Here is a 19270-nt window from a genome sequence, read left to right on the forward strand (position 1 = left end):
GGCCGAGGCCGGACCGGCGGATGTTGCGCCGGTTCGTGGCCGCCGTCTCGGCGCCGAAGCCGACCACCGACCAGTCGAGTCGGCCCGGAATGGTACGGCCCGAGGGCGTTGCGGTTCATGACCGCTCCGAGTCCACGTGCGTGCGCCGCGTGTCCGCGGTCGGCCGGGGGTGGGTGACGCGGACCCGGGAGATGCGGCGGCCGTCGACGGCGCTGACGGTGAGCCGGTGACCGTCGAAGGTGATGCCGTCACCGAGTTGCGGCACCCGTTGCAGCTCGTGCAGCACGAAACCGGCGACCGTCTCGTACGGGCCCTCGGGCAGGGTGATGCCGGTGACGGTCTCGAAGTCCTCGATGATCAGGAGCCCGTCCACCTGCTGGTGGGTCGGTGGTCGCGATGCTCCGTCGGCGGTCACCGGCGGGGTGGTTTCGTACTCGTCGCCGATCTCGCCGACGATTTCCTCCACGATGTCCTCGAGGGTGACGATGCCGGCGGTGCCGCCGTATTCGTCGACGACGATCGCGATCTGCAGATTGTCGCGGCGCATGTCCGACAGCGCGGCCAGGGCGGGTTTGGAGGCGGGCAGTTGCAGGACCGGCCGGCAGAGCTCCGCCACCGTGGCCACCCGATGCTCATCGGCGCGCAGCAGGTCACGCAGGTGGACGACTCCGACGATGTCGTCGAACGAGGCGGCGGTGACCGGATACCGGCTGTGCCCGCCATCGAGTGCCTGCCGCCGGGCCTCGCCGAGGGGGGTGGCGGCGGGCAGGAAGTCGACGTCGGTACGCGGGCGCATCACCTCGGCCAGCGAGCGCCGGCCGGCATCGAAGACCTCCGAGAGGATGCGGCGTTCGCTCTCGGCGATCGCGGTGTGCCCGATCAGCAGATCCCGCAGCTCCTCATGGGTGATCGCCTCCCCTTTCGCCTTCGGGTCTCCACCCACCAGCCGCACCAGCAGGTCGGTGGAGGCCGACAGCAACCAGATGACCGGGCGCATCGCGGTGGCGAACCGGTCCAGGGTCGGCGCCGTCAGCAGCGAGACCTCGGTGGAGCGTTGCAGGGCAATACGTTTGGGGACCAACTCACCGAGGATCAGCGACAGATACGCGATCAGCAGGGTGGTGCCGATCAGTGCAGTGGCGAGGCGGCCGCCGGCGGCAGACCCCACGCCTGCAGAGAGGGCACCAGAGCGGGGGCGATGGTGGAGGCGCCGTAGGCGGCGGAGAGAAAGCCGGCCACGGTGACACCGATCTGCACCGCGGACAGGAACCGGTTGGGATTACGCGCCAACGCCGCGGTGCGGGCGCTGCGGCCCGTGCGCCGCTCGAGGCGACGGATCTGCCCCTCCCGCAAGGACACCAACGCAATTTCGGTGGCGGCGAACACGCCACCGACCAGCACAAAAAGCAGTACCAGTCCGGCATTGACCACGATGTCGTTCATCGCAGCCGCCCAGGTCGGAGCGGCCGGGGTCTGTGACGGTGGCCCATGTCCCTTCTCCTCGCGAGGAGTCCTCGAACGGCTGGTGGGCTTCAGTGTAGGCGAAACCGGACAAATCGGACATTGTGGATGGGAGGTGTGGGCCGACGTCCGCCGGAGCGGGTCCGAGGGAGGAAGAAGGTGTTCGGTCTTTGTTGCACCGACACGGGTTCTCCGACACATTCGTGTCTGTGCCTCTCACCGTTCTGGTCCAAATCGCCTGTGTGGTCGCGTTGGTGTCGGTGGGCACGATGCTGGTGGTGGTCGGAGCGCTCGGATCGGGGTTGGTGTGCCTGCTGGGCAGCGGGGTGTGGTTCTGGCGGCTGTACCGCGACAGCGAGCCCTGACCGGGAGATCGCTCGGTCAGGACCCGCCGCGTCGGGACCCGCTGGGTCAGGCGGCGGCGGCGGTCGGCAGCAGCCGCTGCAGCACGTCGGTGAGGGTGAGCAGCCCGGTCACCTCGCCGTCGTCGTCGAGGACGAGCGCCAGGTGGCTGCGGGTCTCGCGCATGGTGCGCAGCGCCTCGTACACCGGGGCGTCGGCGGGCAGGGTGAGCACCGACCGCATCAACGCCCGCGCGGTGTAGGACGGCGGCGCGTGCAGGCTGTCGCGCACGTGCACCACACCCTCGACGCCGGCGTCGCCGCGGACCAGCAGCCGCAGGTGCCCGCAGCGCTGACCGGCGGCGCGGATCTCGCCCGGGGTCGCCTCCGGGGGGACACTGGACGGGGCCGGGTTCGGCCGCACCATCTCCCCGACGGTCACAGCCTCGAGTTCCAAGGCGCTGGTCAACTGACCGTGGTAACGCTCGTCGAGGGTGCCGGCGGTCGCCGAGTGCTCCACCAGGTGCCGCAGTGTGTCGGAGTCCTGACCGGAGCCGACCTGGTCGACCGGGGTCACCCCGACCTTGACCAGGCACCAGTTCGCCATCCGGTTCAGCGCGTTCAGGGCGGGGCGGTTGGCCCACATGAACCCGCGCATCGGGATCGCCAGCAGGGTCGCCGATTTCTCCGGGTGCGCGATCGCCCACGACTTCGGTGCCATCTCCCCGACGACCAGGTGCAGGAAGGTGACGACGAGCAGGGCGAGGACGAACCCGGCGACGTCCGCGAGCCACAGCGGGGCGCCCCATCCCTCGAAGGCCGGGGTGAGCCAGTGATGGACCGCGGGTTTGGTGATCGCACCGAGCGCGAGGGTGCAGACCGTGATGCCGAGCTGCGAGCCGGCCAGTAGCACCGACAGCTCCGACGCGCTGCGCAACGCGGCCCGGGCCGCGCGGCTGTTCGGTGCGGCGTCCTCGAGCCGGTGCCGGCGGGCCGCGATGAGCGCGAACTCGACCGCGACGAAGAACGCGCTGGCCGCGATCAGCCCGACCGTGACGACCACGACGACCCACGGACTACTCATCGGCCGACCCTCCTTGCTGTTCGGCGTGAACGGTGACGGACACCGAGGACGGCACCCGATGGGCGACCCCGCGAACCTGCGCGGTGAGGTACCGGCGCGGCGGATCACCGTCGGCGATCAGGTCGGCCGGGTCGGGCGCGAGCGGGATGTCGACGGTGTCTCCCATGCGGGGCAGACCGCCGAAATGGGCGATCACCAGCCCGGCGAGCGTCTCGTAATCCCCGTCCGGCACGGGGTGCCCGACGATGCGTTCGACCTCGTCCAGATGCAGCCCTCCGGGAATCGTCCAGCCGTCGGCGGCGGACCCGATCGCCGTGCTGGTGTTGGCGGGGTCGTGCTCGTCGGCGATCTCCCCGACCAGTTCCTCCGCGAGATCCTCGATCGTGACGATTCCGGCGAATCCGCCGTACTCGTCGATCACCAGGGCCATCTCCTCCTTCCTGTCGGTCAGCTGGGCGAGGACCTGCGGCAGCGGCAGCGAGGCGGGCACGATCACCGGCGGCCGGCACCGCGACCCCGCCGTCCCCGACGGATCGGCACCCAGCAGGTCGTGCAGGTGGATCACCCCGTGCAGGTCGTCCGAACTCGTCCCGACGACGGGGTAGCGGGTGTGCCCGGAGCCCATCCGGTCGAGCACCGCGGACAGCGGCTCGGCGGCGCGGACGGTGTCCACCTGTGCGCGCGGGATCATCGCATGCTCGGCCGTCTCGGTGGGGAAATCGAGAATGCGGTCGAGCAGGGTGGACAACTCCTTCGGCAACTCACCGGCAGCGCGGGACTGCGCGACGATGTGCTCGAGGTCCCGGGGCGTCGCCGAATGCTCGACGTCGTGCACCGGCTCGATCCGCAGCGCCCGCAGCAGCAGGTTCGACGACTGGTCGAACAGCCGGATCAACCAGCCGAACAGCCTCAGATACAGCGTGGTCGACAGGGCCAGCCAGCGGGCCACCGGTTCCGGACGGGCAATGGCCAGGTTTTTCGGGAACAGCTCACCGAAGACCATCTGGACGAAGGTGGAGAACCCGATCGCGAGGATCGCGCCGACACCGATCCCGACCGCGGTCGGGACCCCGACGCCGCCGAGGAGTTCCCCGAGGCCGCGGCCGATCAGGGGCTCGGCGACGTAACCGACCAGCAGGCCGGTGACGGTGATGCCGAGCTGGGCACCGGAGAGCATGAACGAGGTGCGGCGGGTGACGGTCAGGGCCCGGGCGGCGGCGGTGTCACCGGCCTCGGCGCGGGCCTTCAGCCGCGAGCGGTCGACCGCCATGTAGGCGAATTCCTGGGCCACGAAGTACCCGGTCACCGCGGTGATGGCGACCACGACCAGGATCCCGAACGTGATGCTCACAACGATGGTCACCATCTGCTCACCCGCGACCGGGTGATGGGGCTGCGATCAGCAGCACGGGGCGGGCGGGGTCTTCGAGGTTTGCGTTTGCGCGAAGCGCTGCTCATAACTCTCTCTGCAAGTCGGGGACAGAACGTCGCTACCAGGACGACGACCCAATGGTAAAGGGTTCTTTACAATCGGGTCTGCGGGCGGGGTCCCCGAACGCCCGCTCTCCACACAAGTGCCACCTGCTCCCGGAGGCGCTTCGTTTCGTTGCGTGCCGCGATGTGGCACTCCTTTCGGCTCGAGTTGCACACCGGTGCCCCACCGGTGACGGTGGCTGGGGACGAACTCGCACCATTGACAACAACGGCAGATGACGGGGCCGACCTGGCCGCCGACTGCCCGGAAAGGGAGGCGGTCGCGCGATGACCTACACCGTGCAGGTGACCCGGGACGGCAAGGCGTGGTTACTCGAGGTCCCCGAGTTCGGCATCGCCGGCCACACCTGGCGCCTGGCCGACGCCGAAGCCGACGCAACCGATCTCATCGCCGCACACCTCGACGTGCCCCGCAGCGGGATCCAGATCAAGGTCTGTGTGAACCGTTCATAGGCTCCGGTCGTATCCATGGGCATGACCAGGAGGGCGCCCCGGAGCAGCAGGAAAGCCGGCGGCGACGCCGATCACGGGCGGCCAGACCGCCGCCCCCATCGCACCGACACGTGTCGTCGTAACCTCCGGAGAGCTGGCCCTCGAGTTCACGACCGGTCGCCGCACCAGTGGTGCACGGCATCCACCAAGCATTGGTTGCCGGTCAGTCGGTCACCTGTCGGATGTAGAGCAGCGTGTCGCCCGCCGCTACCGTGTCGACCTCGGGTGTTCCGCTGCGCAGCAACCGTCCGTCGCGCACCACACCGAGGACGATGTCGGGCAGCTGCCGCGGTGACTCGCCGACCTCGCCGGGTTCGACGGTGCGTTCGGCGATCGCGAATCCGGTCTCCGGGGTGAGCAGGTCCTCGATGATGTCCACCACGTTCGGGGTGGTGGTGGCGGCGCCGAGGAGCCGGCCCGCGGTCTCGGAGGAGACGACCACGGTGTCGGCGCCGGACCGGCGCAGCAGGTGCGCGTTCTCGGCTTCGCGCACCGAGGCGACGATCTTCGCGTTCGGTGCGAGTTCGCGCGCGGTGAGCGTCACCAGTACCGCGGTGTCGTCGCGGGTGGTGGCGACGACAATCGACGACGCATGCTGCGCCCCTGCCAGTCGCAGCACGTCCGACTGGGTCGCCGACCCGTGCACGGTCACCAACCGCTGCTCGGTGGCGGTGTCGAGGACCGCCGGATCGGTATCGACGATCACGATGTTCGAGGGGTCGGCCCCGTCACCGAGCATCGCGTTGACGGCGGCGCGGCCCTTGGTGCCGTACCCGACGACGACGGTGTGATGGCGGGTGCGGCGCCGCCACCGCTGAATCTTGTAGCTTTGGCGGGAGGTCTCGGTCAGCGCGGCGAGGGTGGTGCCGACCAGGACGATGAGGAAGAAGATCCGCAGCGGGGTGACGACGAGGATGTTGACCAGCCGCGCCTGCGCGGTGATCGGGGTGATGTCCCCGTAGCCGGTGGTCGACAGCGACACCGTCGCGTAATACACGCAATCGAGCAGCGAGAGCGGGTTTTCTTGCACGTCGCGGTAGCCGTCGCGGTCGAGGTACACGATCAGGACCACCGCGGCCAATGCGGCGAGGGCGTACCCGATCCGCCGGGTGATGGCCTGCCCGGGACTGCTGTGCAGCTGCGGCACCCGCAGGATTCCCACCAGCGCGAAGTCGGGGCGTTCGGTGAGCACGTCGGATCGACTGAACCGGGCGCGCAACCTGCCGGGCATCACCTCGATCACCTCGTTCCCGTCACCGTCCCGGAGGAGCCTACGCGCCGACCGCTGGTCCGCATTGAGCACTGGACATCGATGCTCCCGCCCGCGAGGCCTCGGACGCGGGACGGGGGAGTCAGGTCAGTTCGCTGAATCGTTCGGTATCACGCACCCGGCCGGAGACGATGATGGTGTCGCCCGGCGCGAGGACGGTGTCGGCGGTGGCGTAGGTGAAACCTTCACCCGGGCGTTTGATCGCGACGACGGTGACGCCGTACGTGCTGCGGACGGTGGTCTCGCCCAGGCGTTTGCCCACCATTACTGCCGGTGGGGTGGTCTTGACCATCGCGAAGCCGTCGTCGAATTCGATGTAATCCATCATCCGTCCGCGCACCAGGTGCGCCACCCGCTTGCCCATGTCGTGTTCGGGCCGCACGACGTGCGCGACACCGATCTGGTGGAGGATCTTCGCGTGCGCGTTGCTGATCGCCTTGGCCCACACGTTCGGCACCGCCAGGTTGATCAGGGCGGACGCGGTGAGCAGGCTGGCCTCGAGGTCGGAGCCGATCCCCACCACGGCCCGGTCGTAGTCGTGCACCGACAGCTGGCGCAGCGATTCCTCGTCGGTGGTGTCGGCGACGGCGGCGTGCGTGAGGCGGTGCGAGATCTTCTGCACCACCGCGTCGCTGGAGTCGATGCCGAGCACCTCGGTGCCCTGTTCCATCAGCTCGAGGGCGAGGGATTTGCCGAACCGGCCCAACCCCAGCACCACGACGACGTCGGAGGACGGTTTCCTAGCCAATGAACGGCCTTTCTTCGGGGAGTTCGTAGCGTCGGTCCCGCTGCCGGGCGGCGAGCGCGCTGACCAGGGTGATCGAGCCGATCCGGCCCAAGTACATCAGCACCACCAGGATCAGCTGCCCCCAGTCCGGGAGTTGCGCGGTGATGCCGGTGGACAGGCCCACCGTCGCGAACGCGGAGGTCACCTCGAACAGCAGCACGTTGAGATCGAAGTGGGTGCCGGCGAGCAGCACGATCGTCGGGACCATCACCAGGGCGACACCGATCAGCGCGACCGACAGGGCTTGGCGTTGCACCCGCGGGGCGATCCGGCGGTCGAAGATGGTCACCGACCGATCGCCGCGCACCTCGGCGACGATCGCGAACAGCAGCAACGCGAAGGTGGTGACCTTGATGCCGCCCGCGGTGCCGCCGCTGCCGCCGCCGATGAACATCAGCACGTCCGTCACCAGCAGGGTCGCGGGATCCATCTGGGCGTAGTCGACGCTGTTGAATCCGGCGGTGCGGGGCATGATGCCCTGGAACGCGGCCACCAGCAGTTTTGACCCGAGATCGTGGTGGCGCAGGGTGTAGCCCCATTCGAGTGCCAGCACCAGCGCCGGCCCGGCCACCAGCAGCACCGCGGTGACCGTGACGGTCAGCCGGGTGTGCAGGCTCCACCGGGCGGAGTTGGTGCCGCGGACCCGCCGGCCCACCTCGAACAGCACCGGAAAGCCGATGCCGCCGAGGATCACCGCGGCCAGCAACGGCACGCAGATCCACGGGTCGTCGGCGAATCCGATGATGTTGTCGCTGTAGAGCGCGAAGCCGGCGTTGTTGAACGCCGAGATCGAGTGGAACACCCCCAGCCACAGGGCCCGCCCGGGTGGCTCGTCGTAGCCGACCGCGAACCGGGCCGCCAGACAGAGCGCGGTGACGGCCTCGATCAGGACGCTGACCCGGACGACCCCGACGACGACGCTGCGCACGTCCCCGAGCCCGGAGGCCCGGACCTCGGCGGCGGCGTTGAGCCGGGCCCGCAGCCCGATCCGGTTGGCGAGCATCAGTCCGACCAGCGACGCCATCGTCATGATCCCGAAGCCGCCGACCTGGATCAGGGCCAGGATGGTGCCCTGGCCGAACCCGGACCAGTGGGTGGGGGTGTCGACCACGATCAGCCCGGTCAGGCACATCGCCGACGTCGCGGTGAACAGGGCGTCGATCACACCGCTGTGGGTACCCGGCTGGCTCGCCGCGGGCAGGAGCAGTAATCCGGTGCCGACGGCGATCGCGGCCGCGAAACCCAGGGCCACCACCCTCACCGGGGTCAGCGTCACCCGTATCGCTGCCCACCGCAGTGGGGGGGTCGGCGACGCGCCGGTGCGTGAAGTCACGAAGAGGAGGGTAGCCCCGGACGTCACCGCCGCAGTGTTCGAACCCTGTGAACCCGTTGTCGGGCGACCAGGTGTAATTGATCACCGCTTCATAGGGTCTTCCTGTTCCGCTCAACCGACGTGGACGATGTGTTGCCGTCTCACGACGTTCCGCCCCAACGTCGCGCCCGTCACATGCACCCAGCACACGGGCGATCACCAGTTACGCAGGTAGGGAATTAGCGCAGCCCCGTGGACCGACCCCAGGTGTCTGTCGCCGCCACCGCACACATGGGACACGGGTGGGCCCCGCCCTCAGTCGATGCAGAACTCCGTGACGAGCCCCTCGGGTGTGATCGTCGAGGACTTCTCCGGCGCGGGTGACCTGCGCCCGAAGGCCTATGGGTGATGGGGCCCTGTCCCGGCGGTGGGCGCTCGCCCCTCGACGACGAAGCCCCGACACCGATCTCTGTGATCTGGTGGGGGCATGAACAGGCCCGGTCGATGGCAGCGGGGCCCGATGTCCGACAGGGCTTTTCGGTGCCGCGCCGTCTATGGTGCATCAGTCCTTGGATCTTCTCGCGGGCATTTCGTTCGACATCGTTCGTCATGAAGGAATCCTCCGCCTGGGGCGGTGGTGGGGTCATGCCGCGGGACCGGTACTCGACGTGCGCGCGCTGCCGTAATTCAGGCCGCCGCGCGGCGCGCGTGACCAGCTGGACGGCCTCCCGTGGATGTTCGCCGCGGATAGCTCATCCAGGCGGCGTGGACGTGCCCAGATGCGTTTGGCCGGGCGGACCCGTGCCGTATCGGACCGCCCGCGACTTGGTGACGCGGTCCGATCGGCGGTATGCGCGAGTGGATGCGTATGCGCGAGTTTGGCCGGCGGGGCAGGTCGCGGCCTGCGTGATCCGCTCGGGTCCGAGCTGTTCGCCGTGCCGGTCGAGCGGTGCTCGCGGCATCGCCGGTAGATACTCGGGGCCATCACACTCGGTGCTATCACGGCACCTAGCTCGCCGAAGATCAACAGGACTGGACGACAGCACCGACACCTGTCGGGGTCAACGGACATCTCGCCGAGCAGCTCGACGGAATCCGGCGAATCGGAATCCGGGTGCGGGCCGTGAGTCCTAGACTGGGCGCCACATCAATCGTGGGAGGTCCGATGAGCTCTCGTGGCGCCGCGCCGACGACGCTGTGCGCCGCTTTCCAGTCCACCGCCTCGAAGTATCCCGACCGGGTCGCGCTGCGCACCCCGGACGGCTCTATCAGCTACACGTGGCGGGACTACGCCGACCGGGTGCGGCGCATCGCGGCGGGACTGTCCGGTCTCGGGGTGCGCCGCGGCGACACCGTCGGGCTGATGCTGACCAACCGTCCCGAGTTCCACCTCGTCGACACCGGCGCGCTGCACGCGGGTGCCGTTCCGTTCTCCATCTACAACACGCTCACCGCGGAGCAGATCGCCTTCGTACTGGGCAACGCCGGCAACCGGGTGATGATCTGCGAGGCGCAGTTCGTGCCGGTCCTGCAGCAGGCGATCTCCGGTACCGCGGTCGAGCATCTGGTGTGCGTCGACGCCCGCCCCGAGGGCACCCTGACGCTCGACGAACTCGAGGCCGCCGCCGACCCGTCGTTCGACTTCGACGCCAGCTGGGCGGCGGTGCAACCGACGGATCTGCTGACGCTGATCTACACCTCCGGCACCACCGGGCCGCCCAAGGGTGTCGAGCTCACCCACGCCAACACGCTCGCCGAGCTGGCGGCGACGAGTTCGGTGCTGGCCACCGGACCGGACGACCGGATCGTGTCCTACCTGCCGGACGCGCATGTCGCGAACCGGTGGGGCGCGCACTACCAGAGCATGTACGGCGGCATGCAGATCACCACCCTCGACGATCTGAAACAGGCGATCACCGTGCTACCGATGGTGCGGCCGACCGTGTTCGGCGCGGTCCCGCAGGTCTGGTACAAGCTCAAGGTGGCGATCGACCTGACCCTCGCCGAGGAACCCAGCCCGGTGAAGAGGAAGCTGGCGCTGTGGGCGATCGACGTGGGACGGCGCCGCGCGCGGCTGCGCTCGGACGGCCAGGACGTCCCCGCGGTGCTGGCACTGCAGCATGCGGTCGCGGACCGGCTGGTACTGGCCGCGGTCCGCAAAAAACTCGGCCTGGATCAGGTTCGGGTCGCGGTCACCGGTGCGGCCGCCATCTCCACCGAGGTGCTGGAGTTCGTTCTGGCACTGGGTATTCGGTGCTCCGAGGTGTGGGGCATGTCGGAAACCTCCTGTGTGGTGACGATGAACCGGCCCGACGCAATCCGGATCGGCACGGTCGGCCAGGTCCTGCCCGGCACGCAGCTGAAAAGCGACGACGGGGAACTGCTCGTCTCCGGTCCGCTGGTGATGCGCGGCTACCGCAACGATCCGGAACGGACCGCCGAGGCGATCGACGAGGACGGCTGGCTGCACACCGGCGACATCGCCGAGATCGATGCCGACGGATACGTCCGCATCGTCGACCGCAAGAAGGAACTCATCGTCAACGCGGCGGGCAAGAACATGTCGCCGGCGAACATCGAGGGCGCCCTGCGGGCGGCCTGCCCGATGCTCGGCGGCGCTGCGGTGATCGGCACCGACCGCCCGTACAACGTGGCGTTGCTCGCGCTCGACCCCGACGGTCTCGCCGCGTTCGCCGACCGCCACGCGCTGCCCGCGGCGGGGCACGGAGAACTCACACAGCATCCGGTCGTCCTCGCCGCCGTCGAGGAGGCGGTACGGTCCGCGAACGCGAAGCTGTCCCGGGTCGAGCAGATCAAGCGGCACGCAGTGCTGCCGAACATCTGGGAGCCGTCCGGCGACGAACTGACCCCCACCATGAAAATCAAGCGCCGACCGATCGACGCCAAGTACGCGGCCACCATCGAGGAGCTGTACTCGGGCCGCTGACCTCGCCGCCGCGGCTGCGTTGACGCCGCGGGAGTCCCGGACGGCGGCCGTGTGTCGCTTCAGGTCGGCGGCGCGGGCGGCCGCATTCTCGTCGTCGAGTAGGTAGGACGCGGCGCAGTCGCAGTCGATGAGGAACTGCTCGTACGCCAGCACGCACCGGCCGCTGCTCGTCGAGATGAGTGAGCGCGAGGCTCTCGACCCACTGGAAGGGGAGGCGGGCCAGCTGGTAGTGGAAGTGGAGGAGAGCCATCGGGAAGTCACCGAGTGTCACGGGCGAGATCGTAGCCCGGCGCGGGCAGGGTGCGACCAGGATCGGCACATGCGCCCCGGGTGGTCGGTGCAGGAAAGCGCCGCCGGTGTATATCAGATATTGGATGCTTACATATGGAGGGCTACTCCGGATATGCCTTCGGTTGTCGGTGCGAGCGCTTCTCCGTGGGGGTGCTCCGTTCGCGCTCTGCTGGTACGTCGAGCGCGGAGAGCACCACATGGGCCGGAACGCCAGCTGACGACCTTGTGCGAGAACGCATCGCGCACACTCGCCAGTCCACCTACGAGATCACCGCGCAGGCCCTCCGACAACGCGGCGCCGGCAACGACTCTGCCGGGGCGATCGCAGCCCGCCAGTACCGCACCATGGACACCGAAGCAATCGCGTTCCTCGACCTGTGCGTACACCGGGCCGGGATCATCTGGGGCACGCCCGTCGAATAAAACGCACGCGTCATTCTGACTGCGCTCGACGGGCTGGTGCTGCGCTGGCTCGTCGACCGCGACGACGACGCCACCCTTGCCGCCCTCGACGACCTGGTGCAGATGATCGCCGTGAAGACTCTCGAGGCTTGCTGACCGAATCCACTGTGTGGAGCGTGTACGCCGCCAGGTTTGGTCCCGTCCCGTCCACCGTCACATTACGGGTTTTGTAGGCGATTTCCGCGTGGTAGCAAACCGAGGCCGTCGGGATGTGCGCGAGTGGTCGGACCGATGTGTCAGCCGTTCGGGTGGAACGGCGCCCCGCGGTGGCGGGGCTTGCCGGTAATTCGGCCGAGGAATGATTGGAGGGCCGCGGTGCCGGCGAGCGCTCCGAGCAGCAGTGTCACATGGGTCTTCATGGTCGAGGATCCTCTCGATCTCGGTGACTGGTGTTCAGTTCGGGGTGGAACGGGGCCGGTGTCGGTCGCCGGGGAACATTGCCTCGATGCGGGCCTTGATCTCGGCGGTACTGATCGGCCCGGTGCGCGGTGCGGTGAGGTGCGGGTTCGGTGCCGCGGGGGAGGAAGTGCTCATGTAGTTCGGTTCTCCTGGGTTCGGGTGGTGTGGCGCTACAGGCCGACGGCACGTTCGAGGGTGTCGAGTTCGGTGTCGAGGTGCCCGAGCATCGGGTTCAGGTCGGGCAGGGTGCGGCGGCAGCCGGTGAGCCCGAAGACGATCTGGTCGTCGTTGCTGGTGCAGGTGATGTTGAGGGCCTGCCCGGTGGTAGGGATCGACAGCGGGTACAGGGCGTCGAGGCGGGCCCCGTTCCAGTACAACGGCGTGGTGGGGCCGGCGACGTTGGAGATCACCACGTTGAACGGAGGACGCAACGGACCGCGCCGGCCGAGCAGCATCTCCATCCCGAGCGGGGCGGCGCCGAGGGCGCTCATCGCGAGCACCTGCGCCGGGCTCATCTCGCGCAGCGCGGCCTTGCCGTCGCGCATGCAGTCGCGCACGGTCTCGAGGCGGTGCCCGGGGTCGGGGAGGTGGGTGGCGAGGTTGCACATCAGCACCCCCACCCGGTTGCCTCCGGAGGCGCCGCCGCCGGATTCGGTGTCGGTGGGGCGCAGCGAGACGGGGACCATTGCGATCAGCGGGTCGGCCGGTAACGCGTCGCGGGCGTGCAGGTAGCCGCGCAGGGTGCCAGCGGAGACGGCCAGCACGATGTCATTGACGGTGGCGTCGGCGTGCTTGGCCAGCAACCGGATTCGTTCCAGCGGAAAGGTATGGGCGGCGACCTGTCGGGCGCCACCGATCGGTCCGTTGAGCACGGTGTGCGGGGCGGTGAGCGAGAGGGCGCCGCCGGTGCCGTGGGCGGCGCGGTCCAGTGTGCCGATCGCGGCGGGCACCAGACCGGCGACCTCGCCGGCGACGGTGCGACCGGCGCGCAACGCAAGCCCGGGAAGGTCGAGTGCCGCCGACAGGCCCCGCCCCGGCGCGGAGTCCTTCGGCTCGTGTGGTGTGGGGACGGCGGCCAGCCGCGGTACGGGCTGCCAGGGGGCGGGCATGTGCCGCCGGTGCGGGTCCGCGCTCAGGGAGCCGGCCAACAGGTTCATCGCGGAGGCACCGTCGGCGAGGGCGTGGTGGATCTTGGTGTAGACCGCATAGCGGCCGTCGGCGAGCCCCTCGATCAGATGCATCTCCCACAGGGGGCGGCTGCGGTCGAGGAGGGTGCCGTGCAGCCGCGACACCAGGGCCATCAGCTCGTCCATACCGCCCGGCCGCGGCAACGCATCTCGGCGCACGTGGTGCCCGAGGTCCACCTCATGATCGGCGAGGGTGTCCCAGCCCCACTGCCCGAGCGAGGTCACCGACCGGCGGGCCCGCTTGCGGAACAAGCTGGCCACCCGGTCGCCGGTCAGGGCAGTCTCGAACATCTCCCGCAGGTCCGCGGCGGACGCCCCGTCCGGTGGGGCGAACAACGCCAGCCCACCCACGTGCATCGGATGCTCCCGCGACTCGCCCAGCAGGAACAATGAATCGGTCGGCGCCATCGGCAACAGCACTCGGGCACTACCCTTTCTCGATTCCGGAAGCCGGACCGCGCAGATGGTGGCGCGGTCAGTCCCTCTCCGGATCCGGTGTTCACATTGGCGTAGCGGTCTCTTCAGGTAACGTTTGGGTGTGGTTCAGATCACAAACCAATCTCCCTGCGTTAGTTGTACAGCATCAACCCGCGGACGCGCCAGAGGCGCACGTCCACGCCGTTGCGGCCGGGATGCCCGCTCGCGCAGCGCAACTGGACGTCCGCTCGAGTGGTGCGTCCTGGGGCGGGGGTGTACAACGGGCGATGGCACCCCAATGTGTGATGGGCATCACGTTTCGGGTAGTGGGAGGAGCGAAGGCATGACTGCTGACGCCGCGCACCGGGCGGGTGCACCTGCCGCTGGCCTGGGCATCCACTTTCGTGTTCGGTCGCCGGCCCATGCGGATCGTCCGAGGCGGTGGTGACCCGGATCCGTCCTCGGCGCGGCGACCGTGGCCCTCTCCATGCTCGCGGTCGTCGCGGTCGCGGCGGTCATGATCTGACACCGTCGAAGATGTTGTCGCACCGCTACTCCGGAGGTCGACCTCTCCCCCCGGAAGAGAGCGTCAGTGTTGCAGTCCGTGGGTCGATCAGGGTCGGTCGCGACGGCGGTGGACTGCCAGTGGAGCGCCTGGGCAACATCAGGCGCCGGCATCGGTCACAATGGCGTCCGGAACTAGGCGGTGCCGGGAGAAGTGTGCGACAACGTCGAATCCATTCTCGCTGAAAGGAAGTCCGCCCCGGAGGAGGCTTGATGCCCGTTTCGTCACACGCATTGTTACAGCACGTGCAGGATCGCACCACCGACCTATGCCGATGGTTGGATACCGGTAACAACACCTCCGCCCTGACGGCGTATCTACGCGATGAACCCGTCGACCACCGGTGGCTCACCACCTACCAACGCCCCACACACGACCTGCTGAGGGCGGTCGACCAGCCCGCCCGCCCAGGGCGCCGCACCAAACGCCGACGCCGACGCCGAACGTCGGCCGGACCTTCGGTGAACGACGACCAACGCCGAGCGCTCGGGCACGACCGCGAAACCTGCGCCATGCTCCGCGGGCTCCTGACCATCGACCCGAGCGACCGACCTCGGAACGGGCTCCGGTCCGCCACCTTCGAGCGACTCACCGACGACCTCGGATTCGTCGTCGACGAACGTGGGACGGACGGTTCATTACGAGGTTGGCGGGTCGAGCGCTGCTTGTGTCCGCGGATCACGGGTTGGCCGGGGGTGCGCGTTGCGCCTGGCCGCCCTGGACCGTGCGCGAAGAGGCGTATCGTCCAATGTGAACTAGATCACACTACGTTGTCTGGCGCCCGGCCCCACAACCCGGCCGAGGAGACCGATCAGTGGTTTGGCCGTCCGCCAGGGCAGGGAGGTGGCCGATGATCCGCACGAGTTCACCCTTTGCCGCGGAGCGAGCACCCTGCGGGCGGCTCGTGGACGGTCGACGGCACCAGGAGAACGACGACGAAGGCCTGCGCATCGACGACCGGACCTACGCCTGCGGTTGCCGCATGATTCGCCACGAATTCCACGACGGCTCCGTCCGTATCAAGACCGTCCGCCACGACGGCAAGGTCCTGAAGGACGAGCACAGCGGCAACCACGAGGCCTGAAAATGACCGCATTCCACGACGTCGTCATCGTCGGCGGCGGTGGCGCGGGCCTGCGGGCGGCCATCGCCATCGCGGAAGCCGACCCGAAGCTGAGCGTCGCGATCGTGTCGAAGGTCTATCCGATGCGCAGCCACACAGTCTCCGCAGAGGGTGGAGCCGCTGCCGTCATCGCCGATGACGACACCCTCGACGAACACGCCATCTCGACGAACACGCCATCGACACCGTGTCCGGCAGCGACTGGCTGTCCGACCAAGATGCCGTCGAGGCATTCATCGAGGAAGCCCCGACCGAGCTGCTTCGTCTCGAACACTGGGGCTGTCCCTGGAGCAGACAGTCGAACGGGCACATCGCCGTGCGCGCCTTCGGCGGAATGCGAAAGAAGCGCACGTGGTTTGCCGCCGACAAGACCGGCTTTCACTTGCTGCACACACTGTTCCAGACGGCACTGTCATATTCGGACATCGTGCGCTACGACGAGTGGTTCGTCACAACAATTCTCGTCGACGAAGGCCGGGTGCGCGGTGTGGTGGCAATCGAATTGGCCACCGGCCGGATCGAGACGATCGTCGCCGGCGCCGTCATCATGTGCACCGGAGGCTGCGGTCGAGTCTTCCCCTTCACTACCAACGCCAACATCAAGACCGGCGATGGGATGGCTCTGGCCTATCGGGCGGGCGCCGGTCTGAAAGACATGGAGTTCGTCCAGTACCACCCGACCGGCCTGCCCTTCACCGGCATCCTGATCACCGAGGCCGCCCGTGCGGAAGGCGGATGGTTGCTGAACAAGGACGGCTACCGCTACCTGCAGGACTACGACCTCGGCACACCCACTCCCGAACCTCAGCTGCGGAGCATGGAGCTGGGGCCGCGCGACCGGCTCTCTCAGGCATTCGTGCACGAGCAGGAGAAAGGCCGGACCATCGATACCCCCAGCGGGCCGATCGTCCATCTAGACCTTCGCCATCTCGGCGCGAACGTCATCGACGCCAAACTGCCGTTCGTGCGCGAACTGTGCGCCAGCTATCAGAACATCGACCCGGTCCACGAACTCATCCCGGTGCGCCCGGTCGTGCACTACATGATGGGCGGGATCCACACCGACATTCAGGGCGCAACCGACCTGGCCGGCCTTTACGCTGCGGGCGAAGTCGCGTGCGTGAGCATCAACGGCGCCAACCGGCTGGGCTCGAACTCTCTACCTGAACTGCTGGTCTTCGGAGCCCGCGCAGGACAGGCCGCGGCGGACTACGTAAGGCAACTACGCACCGGGGCATCGAGCGCGGCCGTCGAGGCGCAGGGACGCGACGAGCAGCACCGGCTCGAAGGCGAGCTTGCCCGGCACCAGGGTGAGGGCGGCTCGGGTCGTGACCGCATCGCCGGCATCCGCACCGAGATGCAGGATGCGATGGAGGCCGGGGCCGGTATCTTCCGGGACGAGAAAACATTGAGCAGGGCGGTCGACAAACTCAGGGCGCTGCGGGAGCGTTACGCCGGCGCGGCTATCGATGATCACAGCCGTACCTTCAATACCGAGCTGGTCGCCACCCTCGAGCTGTCGTGCATGTTGGACGTCGCCGAGTGCATCGTGGGTAGCGCCCTGCGACGGGAAGAGTCACGCGGCGCCCACCAGCGCACCGACTTTCCCGCACGCGACGACGAGCGGTATCTGGCCCATTCACTGGTTCATCGGGAGCCCGACGGGGAGCCCCGCTTCTCGTATCTCCCGGTCACGATCACCCGCTGGCCGCCGGGCGAGCGGATATACGGGAGATGAGAACCGTGGCGGACACAACCACTGCCGACACCATCACGATGGAGGTCTCGCGCTACCGGCCCGAGCAGGAGTCCGAACCGGCACTGCAGAGCTATCAAGTTCCGCTGCGCAAGCAGTGGGCGATCCTCGACGGCCTCAACTACATCAAGGACCGCCTCGACGGCACGTTGTCCTACCGCTGGTCGTGCCGGATGGGCATCTGCGGCAGCTGCGGCATGACAGTCAACGGCGAGCCGAAGCTGACCTGCTCGACATTCCTGACCGACTACGCGCCGGGGCCCGTCCGGGTCGAGCCGATGCGAAACTTCCCGGTGATCCGCGACCTGGTCGTCGATATCAGTGACTTCATGGAGAAGCTGCCCAAGGTCAAGCCATGGCTGATCCGTTCGGAGGACACCGAGCCCGAGGACGGCGAGTACCTGCAGACACCGGAGCAGATGGACGAATACAAGAAGTACAGCATGTGCATCAATTGCATGCTCTGCTACGCCGCCTGCCCGGTATACGCCCTCGATCCCCTGTTCATCGGCCCGGCGGCGATCGCGTTGGGGCAACGGTACAACCTGGACTCGCGGGACGAGGGCGCCGAGGACCGGCGTGATGTACTCGCCTCCGCGGAGGGTGCGTGGGCCTGCACCTACGTCGGCGAGTGCAGCGTCGCATGCCCCAAGGGCGTCGACCCCGCCGGCGCGATCCAACGCTACAAGCTGACCGCGGCGACGAAGTCGCTCAAGGAGTTCCTCCTGCCCCGAGGTGCCCGATGACCGCCGGGCCCGTCGGCGCTGGAGGCATGGACACCGCTCCATCGGGCGGCGCCGGCCCCGGCCCCGTGTACACGGCTCGCGCGTACCGCCAACCGGTGTCGCGGTTCTGGTGGCTTCGGCGACGCTCGTACTTCCTGTTCATGATGCGCGAGCTGTCCAGCGTGTTCGTCGCGTGGTTTGTGGTGTTCCTGCTGATGCTGGTCGACGCGGTCAGCTCCGGCCCCGTGGCCTACCAGGAGTTCCTCGACTGGAGCGCCCGCCCATGGGTGATCGCGCTCGACGTGATCGCCTCGGCTTTCGTGCTGCTGCACGCCGTGACCTGGTTCAACCTGGCGCCCAAGGCGATGGTGGTCCGGCTACGCGGGCGGCGAGTCCCGCCTCGTGTGCTGCTCGCAGCACATTACGGGCTGTGGGCGGCGTGTTCGGCGGTTGTGGCGTGGGTGATCTTGCGATGACGGCAAAGAGGGCACCGGCCGGGAATCAGAGCACCCCGAGATCGCTGGAGCCTGCAGCGTGGCTGCTGTTCAGCGCGGGTGGCATGACCGCGGCCCTGCTGATTCCGATCCTGCTGGTTTTGTTCGGCGTCGCGATCCCGCTCGGCTGGTTGGCCGCGCCCGACCACTCCCACCTGCTCTCGGTGCTGCACTACCCGGTCACACTGCTGGTGCTCTTCGGGCTCTGTGTTCTGGCATTGTTCCACTGGGCGCATAGATTCCGCTTCGTCCTGTGTCACGGATTGGGCGTCGAGCGGGCCGGTGGGGTGATCGCGGTGCTGTGCTACGGCGGCGCGGTGGTGGGGTCCGTCGTGGCCGCATATGTGCTCCTCAGTGCATGGTGACGGGCCGGGGCAGCACACGATCGAGCTACTGCGGGACCCGCACACGCCTTGCGGATACCGTTCGGACAGTGGATGCGTGTGCGTCGTCCTGAAGGAGAGTTTGATCGGTCCTTCCGCATCGACATTGATTCCGGCGATGACCTGCGCGCAACCCTCGCCTTTGCGAGCGCCGGTGCAAGGCCGCGCCCGCCGAATGCTCCGGAAGACCGGTTCGTAGCCGCGACCGCCAGCATTCGGTATCTACTGTCCGATCGACAGTGGCGGCGGCGCCGCTCTTGTCCGATGTGTCTGAGCGGCG

General features: G+C 68.3%; 15 protein-coding genes and 3 pseudogenes. 9 read left to right on the top strand and 9 right to left on the bottom strand.

The genetic code is table 11. From position 1 onward, the window contains the following. Positions 1-115: 115 nt before the first annotated feature. Positions 116-1443: pseudogene (locus GO592_RS39055) on the bottom strand (hemolysin family protein). Positions 1444-1670: 227 nt separating this feature from the next. Between GO592_RS39055 and GO592_RS39060 the strand changes: the two are divergent. Then, complete coding sequence (locus tag GO592_RS39060) at positions 1671-1826, top strand: hypothetical protein (protein ID WP_167332379.1); 156 nt, start codon at positions 1671-1673, stop codon at positions 1824-1826. Between the two features lie 46 nt (positions 1827-1872). Here the strand turns inward: GO592_RS39060 and GO592_RS39065 are convergent, their stop codons facing one another. Both GO592_RS39065 and GO592_RS39070 read right to left on the bottom strand, forming a co-directional pair. Further along, entirely contained in the window at positions 1873-2886 is a 1014-nt protein-coding gene (locus tag GO592_RS39065; RefSeq protein ID WP_007298587.1) for a hemolysin family protein, read from the bottom strand. Then, positions 2879-4252 carry a hemolysin family protein gene (locus tag GO592_RS39070; protein WP_007298588.1) on the bottom strand — a complete coding sequence of 458 codons (1374 nt, stop codon included), beginning with the start codon at positions 4250-4252 and terminating at the stop codon, positions 2879-2881. The genes GO592_RS39065 and GO592_RS39070 overlap by 8 nt, the downstream gene beginning before the upstream one ends. A gap of 395 nt (positions 4253-4647) precedes the next feature. Between GO592_RS39070 and GO592_RS39075 the strand changes: the two genes are divergently transcribed. Then, on the top strand, positions 4648-4833 hold the full coding sequence (locus GO592_RS39075; RefSeq protein WP_007298589.1) for a hypothetical protein: 186 nt from the start codon (positions 4648-4650) through the stop codon (positions 4831-4833). A gap of 202 nt (positions 4834-5035) precedes the next feature. On the opposite strand, the gene GO592_RS39080 is transcribed toward GO592_RS39075, so the two are convergent. The 3 genes from GO592_RS39080 to GO592_RS39090 all read right to left on the bottom strand — a co-directional run bounded on the left by GO592_RS39080 (position 5036) and on the right by GO592_RS39090 (position 8262). Then, entirely contained in the window at positions 5036-6103 is a 1068-nt protein-coding gene (locus GO592_RS39080; protein ID WP_007298590.1) for a potassium channel family protein, read from the bottom strand. 121 nt (positions 6104-6224) lie between these two features. Then, the gene (locus tag GO592_RS39085; protein ID WP_039951859.1) at positions 6225-6890 is read right to left on the bottom strand and encodes a potassium channel family protein; all 666 of its coding nucleotides are present in this window, start codon (positions 6888-6890) and stop codon (positions 6225-6227) included. After that, on the bottom strand, positions 6883-8262 hold the full coding sequence (locus GO592_RS39090) for a TrkH family potassium uptake protein (protein WP_039951864.1): 1380 nt from the start codon (positions 8260-8262) through the stop codon (positions 6883-6885). The genes GO592_RS39085 and GO592_RS39090 overlap by 8 nt, the downstream gene beginning before the upstream one ends. Before the next feature lie 1144 nt (positions 8263-9406). Here GO592_RS39090 and GO592_RS39095 point away from each other — a divergent pair. Both GO592_RS39095 and GO592_RS39100 read left to right on the top strand, forming a co-directional pair. Continuing rightward, a complete protein-coding gene (locus GO592_RS39095) occupies positions 9407-11188 on the top strand; it encodes an AMP-dependent synthetase/ligase (protein WP_007298593.1) in 1782 nt (593 codons plus the stop codon). 549 nt (positions 11189-11737) lie between these two features. Then, positions 11738-12037 (top strand): annotated as a pseudogene (locus tag GO592_RS39100) (TetR/AcrR family transcriptional regulator); the annotation flags it as partial. A gap of 140 nt (positions 12038-12177) precedes the next feature. Here the strand turns inward: GO592_RS39100 and GO592_RS46115 are convergent. The 3 genes from GO592_RS46115 to GO592_RS39110 are packed head-to-tail and all read right to left on the bottom strand — an operon-like array spanning position 12178 to position 13947. Further along, positions 12178-12300 carry a hypothetical protein gene (locus GO592_RS46115; RefSeq protein ID WP_258085253.1) on the bottom strand — a complete coding sequence of 41 codons (123 nt, stop codon included), beginning with the start codon at positions 12298-12300 and terminating at the stop codon, positions 12178-12180. Positions 12301-12334: 34 nt separating this feature from the next. Beyond that, positions 12335-12475 carry a hypothetical protein gene (locus GO592_RS39105; RefSeq protein ID WP_157234271.1) on the bottom strand — a complete coding sequence of 47 codons (141 nt, stop codon included), beginning with the start codon at positions 12473-12475 and terminating at the stop codon, positions 12335-12337. A 35-nt stretch (positions 12476-12510) separates the two neighbouring features. Continuing rightward, positions 12511-13947 (bottom strand): WS/DGAT/MGAT family O-acyltransferase, encoded by a 1437-nt coding sequence (locus GO592_RS39110; protein WP_007298595.1) that lies wholly within the window; start codon positions 13945-13947, stop codon positions 12511-12513. Between the two features lie 1412 nt (positions 13948-15359). Between GO592_RS39110 and GO592_RS39115 the strand changes: the two genes are divergently transcribed. The 5 genes and pseudogenes from GO592_RS39115 to frdD all read left to right on the top strand — a co-directional run bounded on the left by GO592_RS39115 (position 15360) and on the right by frdD (position 18972). Next, positions 15360-15593, top strand: coding sequence for a hypothetical protein (locus GO592_RS39115; RefSeq protein WP_037235279.1), 234 nt, complete (start codon positions 15360-15362; stop codon positions 15591-15593). Positions 15594-15595: 2 nt separating this feature from the next. Next, positions 15596-17370, top strand: a pseudogene (frdA, locus tag GO592_RS39120) (fumarate reductase (quinol) flavoprotein subunit). Next, positions 17367-18134, top strand: a complete 768-nt coding sequence (locus GO592_RS39125; RefSeq protein ID WP_007298597.1) for a succinate dehydrogenase/fumarate reductase iron-sulfur subunit — start codon at positions 17367-17369, stop codon at positions 18132-18134. Before frdA ends, GO592_RS39125 begins: the two are co-directional and overlap by 4 nt. 26 nt (positions 18135-18160) lie before the next feature. Further along, on the top strand, positions 18161-18589 hold the full coding sequence (locus tag GO592_RS39130; RefSeq protein ID WP_050998648.1) for a fumarate reductase: 429 nt from the start codon (positions 18161-18163) through the stop codon (positions 18587-18589). Beyond that, positions 18586-18972 carry a fumarate reductase subunit FrdD gene (gene frdD, locus GO592_RS39135; protein ID WP_007298599.1) on the top strand — a complete coding sequence of 129 codons (387 nt, stop codon included), beginning with the start codon at positions 18586-18588 and terminating at the stop codon, positions 18970-18972. Before GO592_RS39130 ends, frdD begins: the two co-directional genes overlap by 4 nt. Positions 18973-19270: the final 298 nt, after the last annotated feature.

Origin of the sequence: Rhodococcus sp. 21391, from assembly GCF_016772255.1 — a bacterium.
Taxonomy (GTDB): domain Bacteria; phylum Actinomycetota; class Actinomycetes; order Mycobacteriales; family Mycobacteriaceae; genus Rhodococcus_F; species Rhodococcus_F opacus.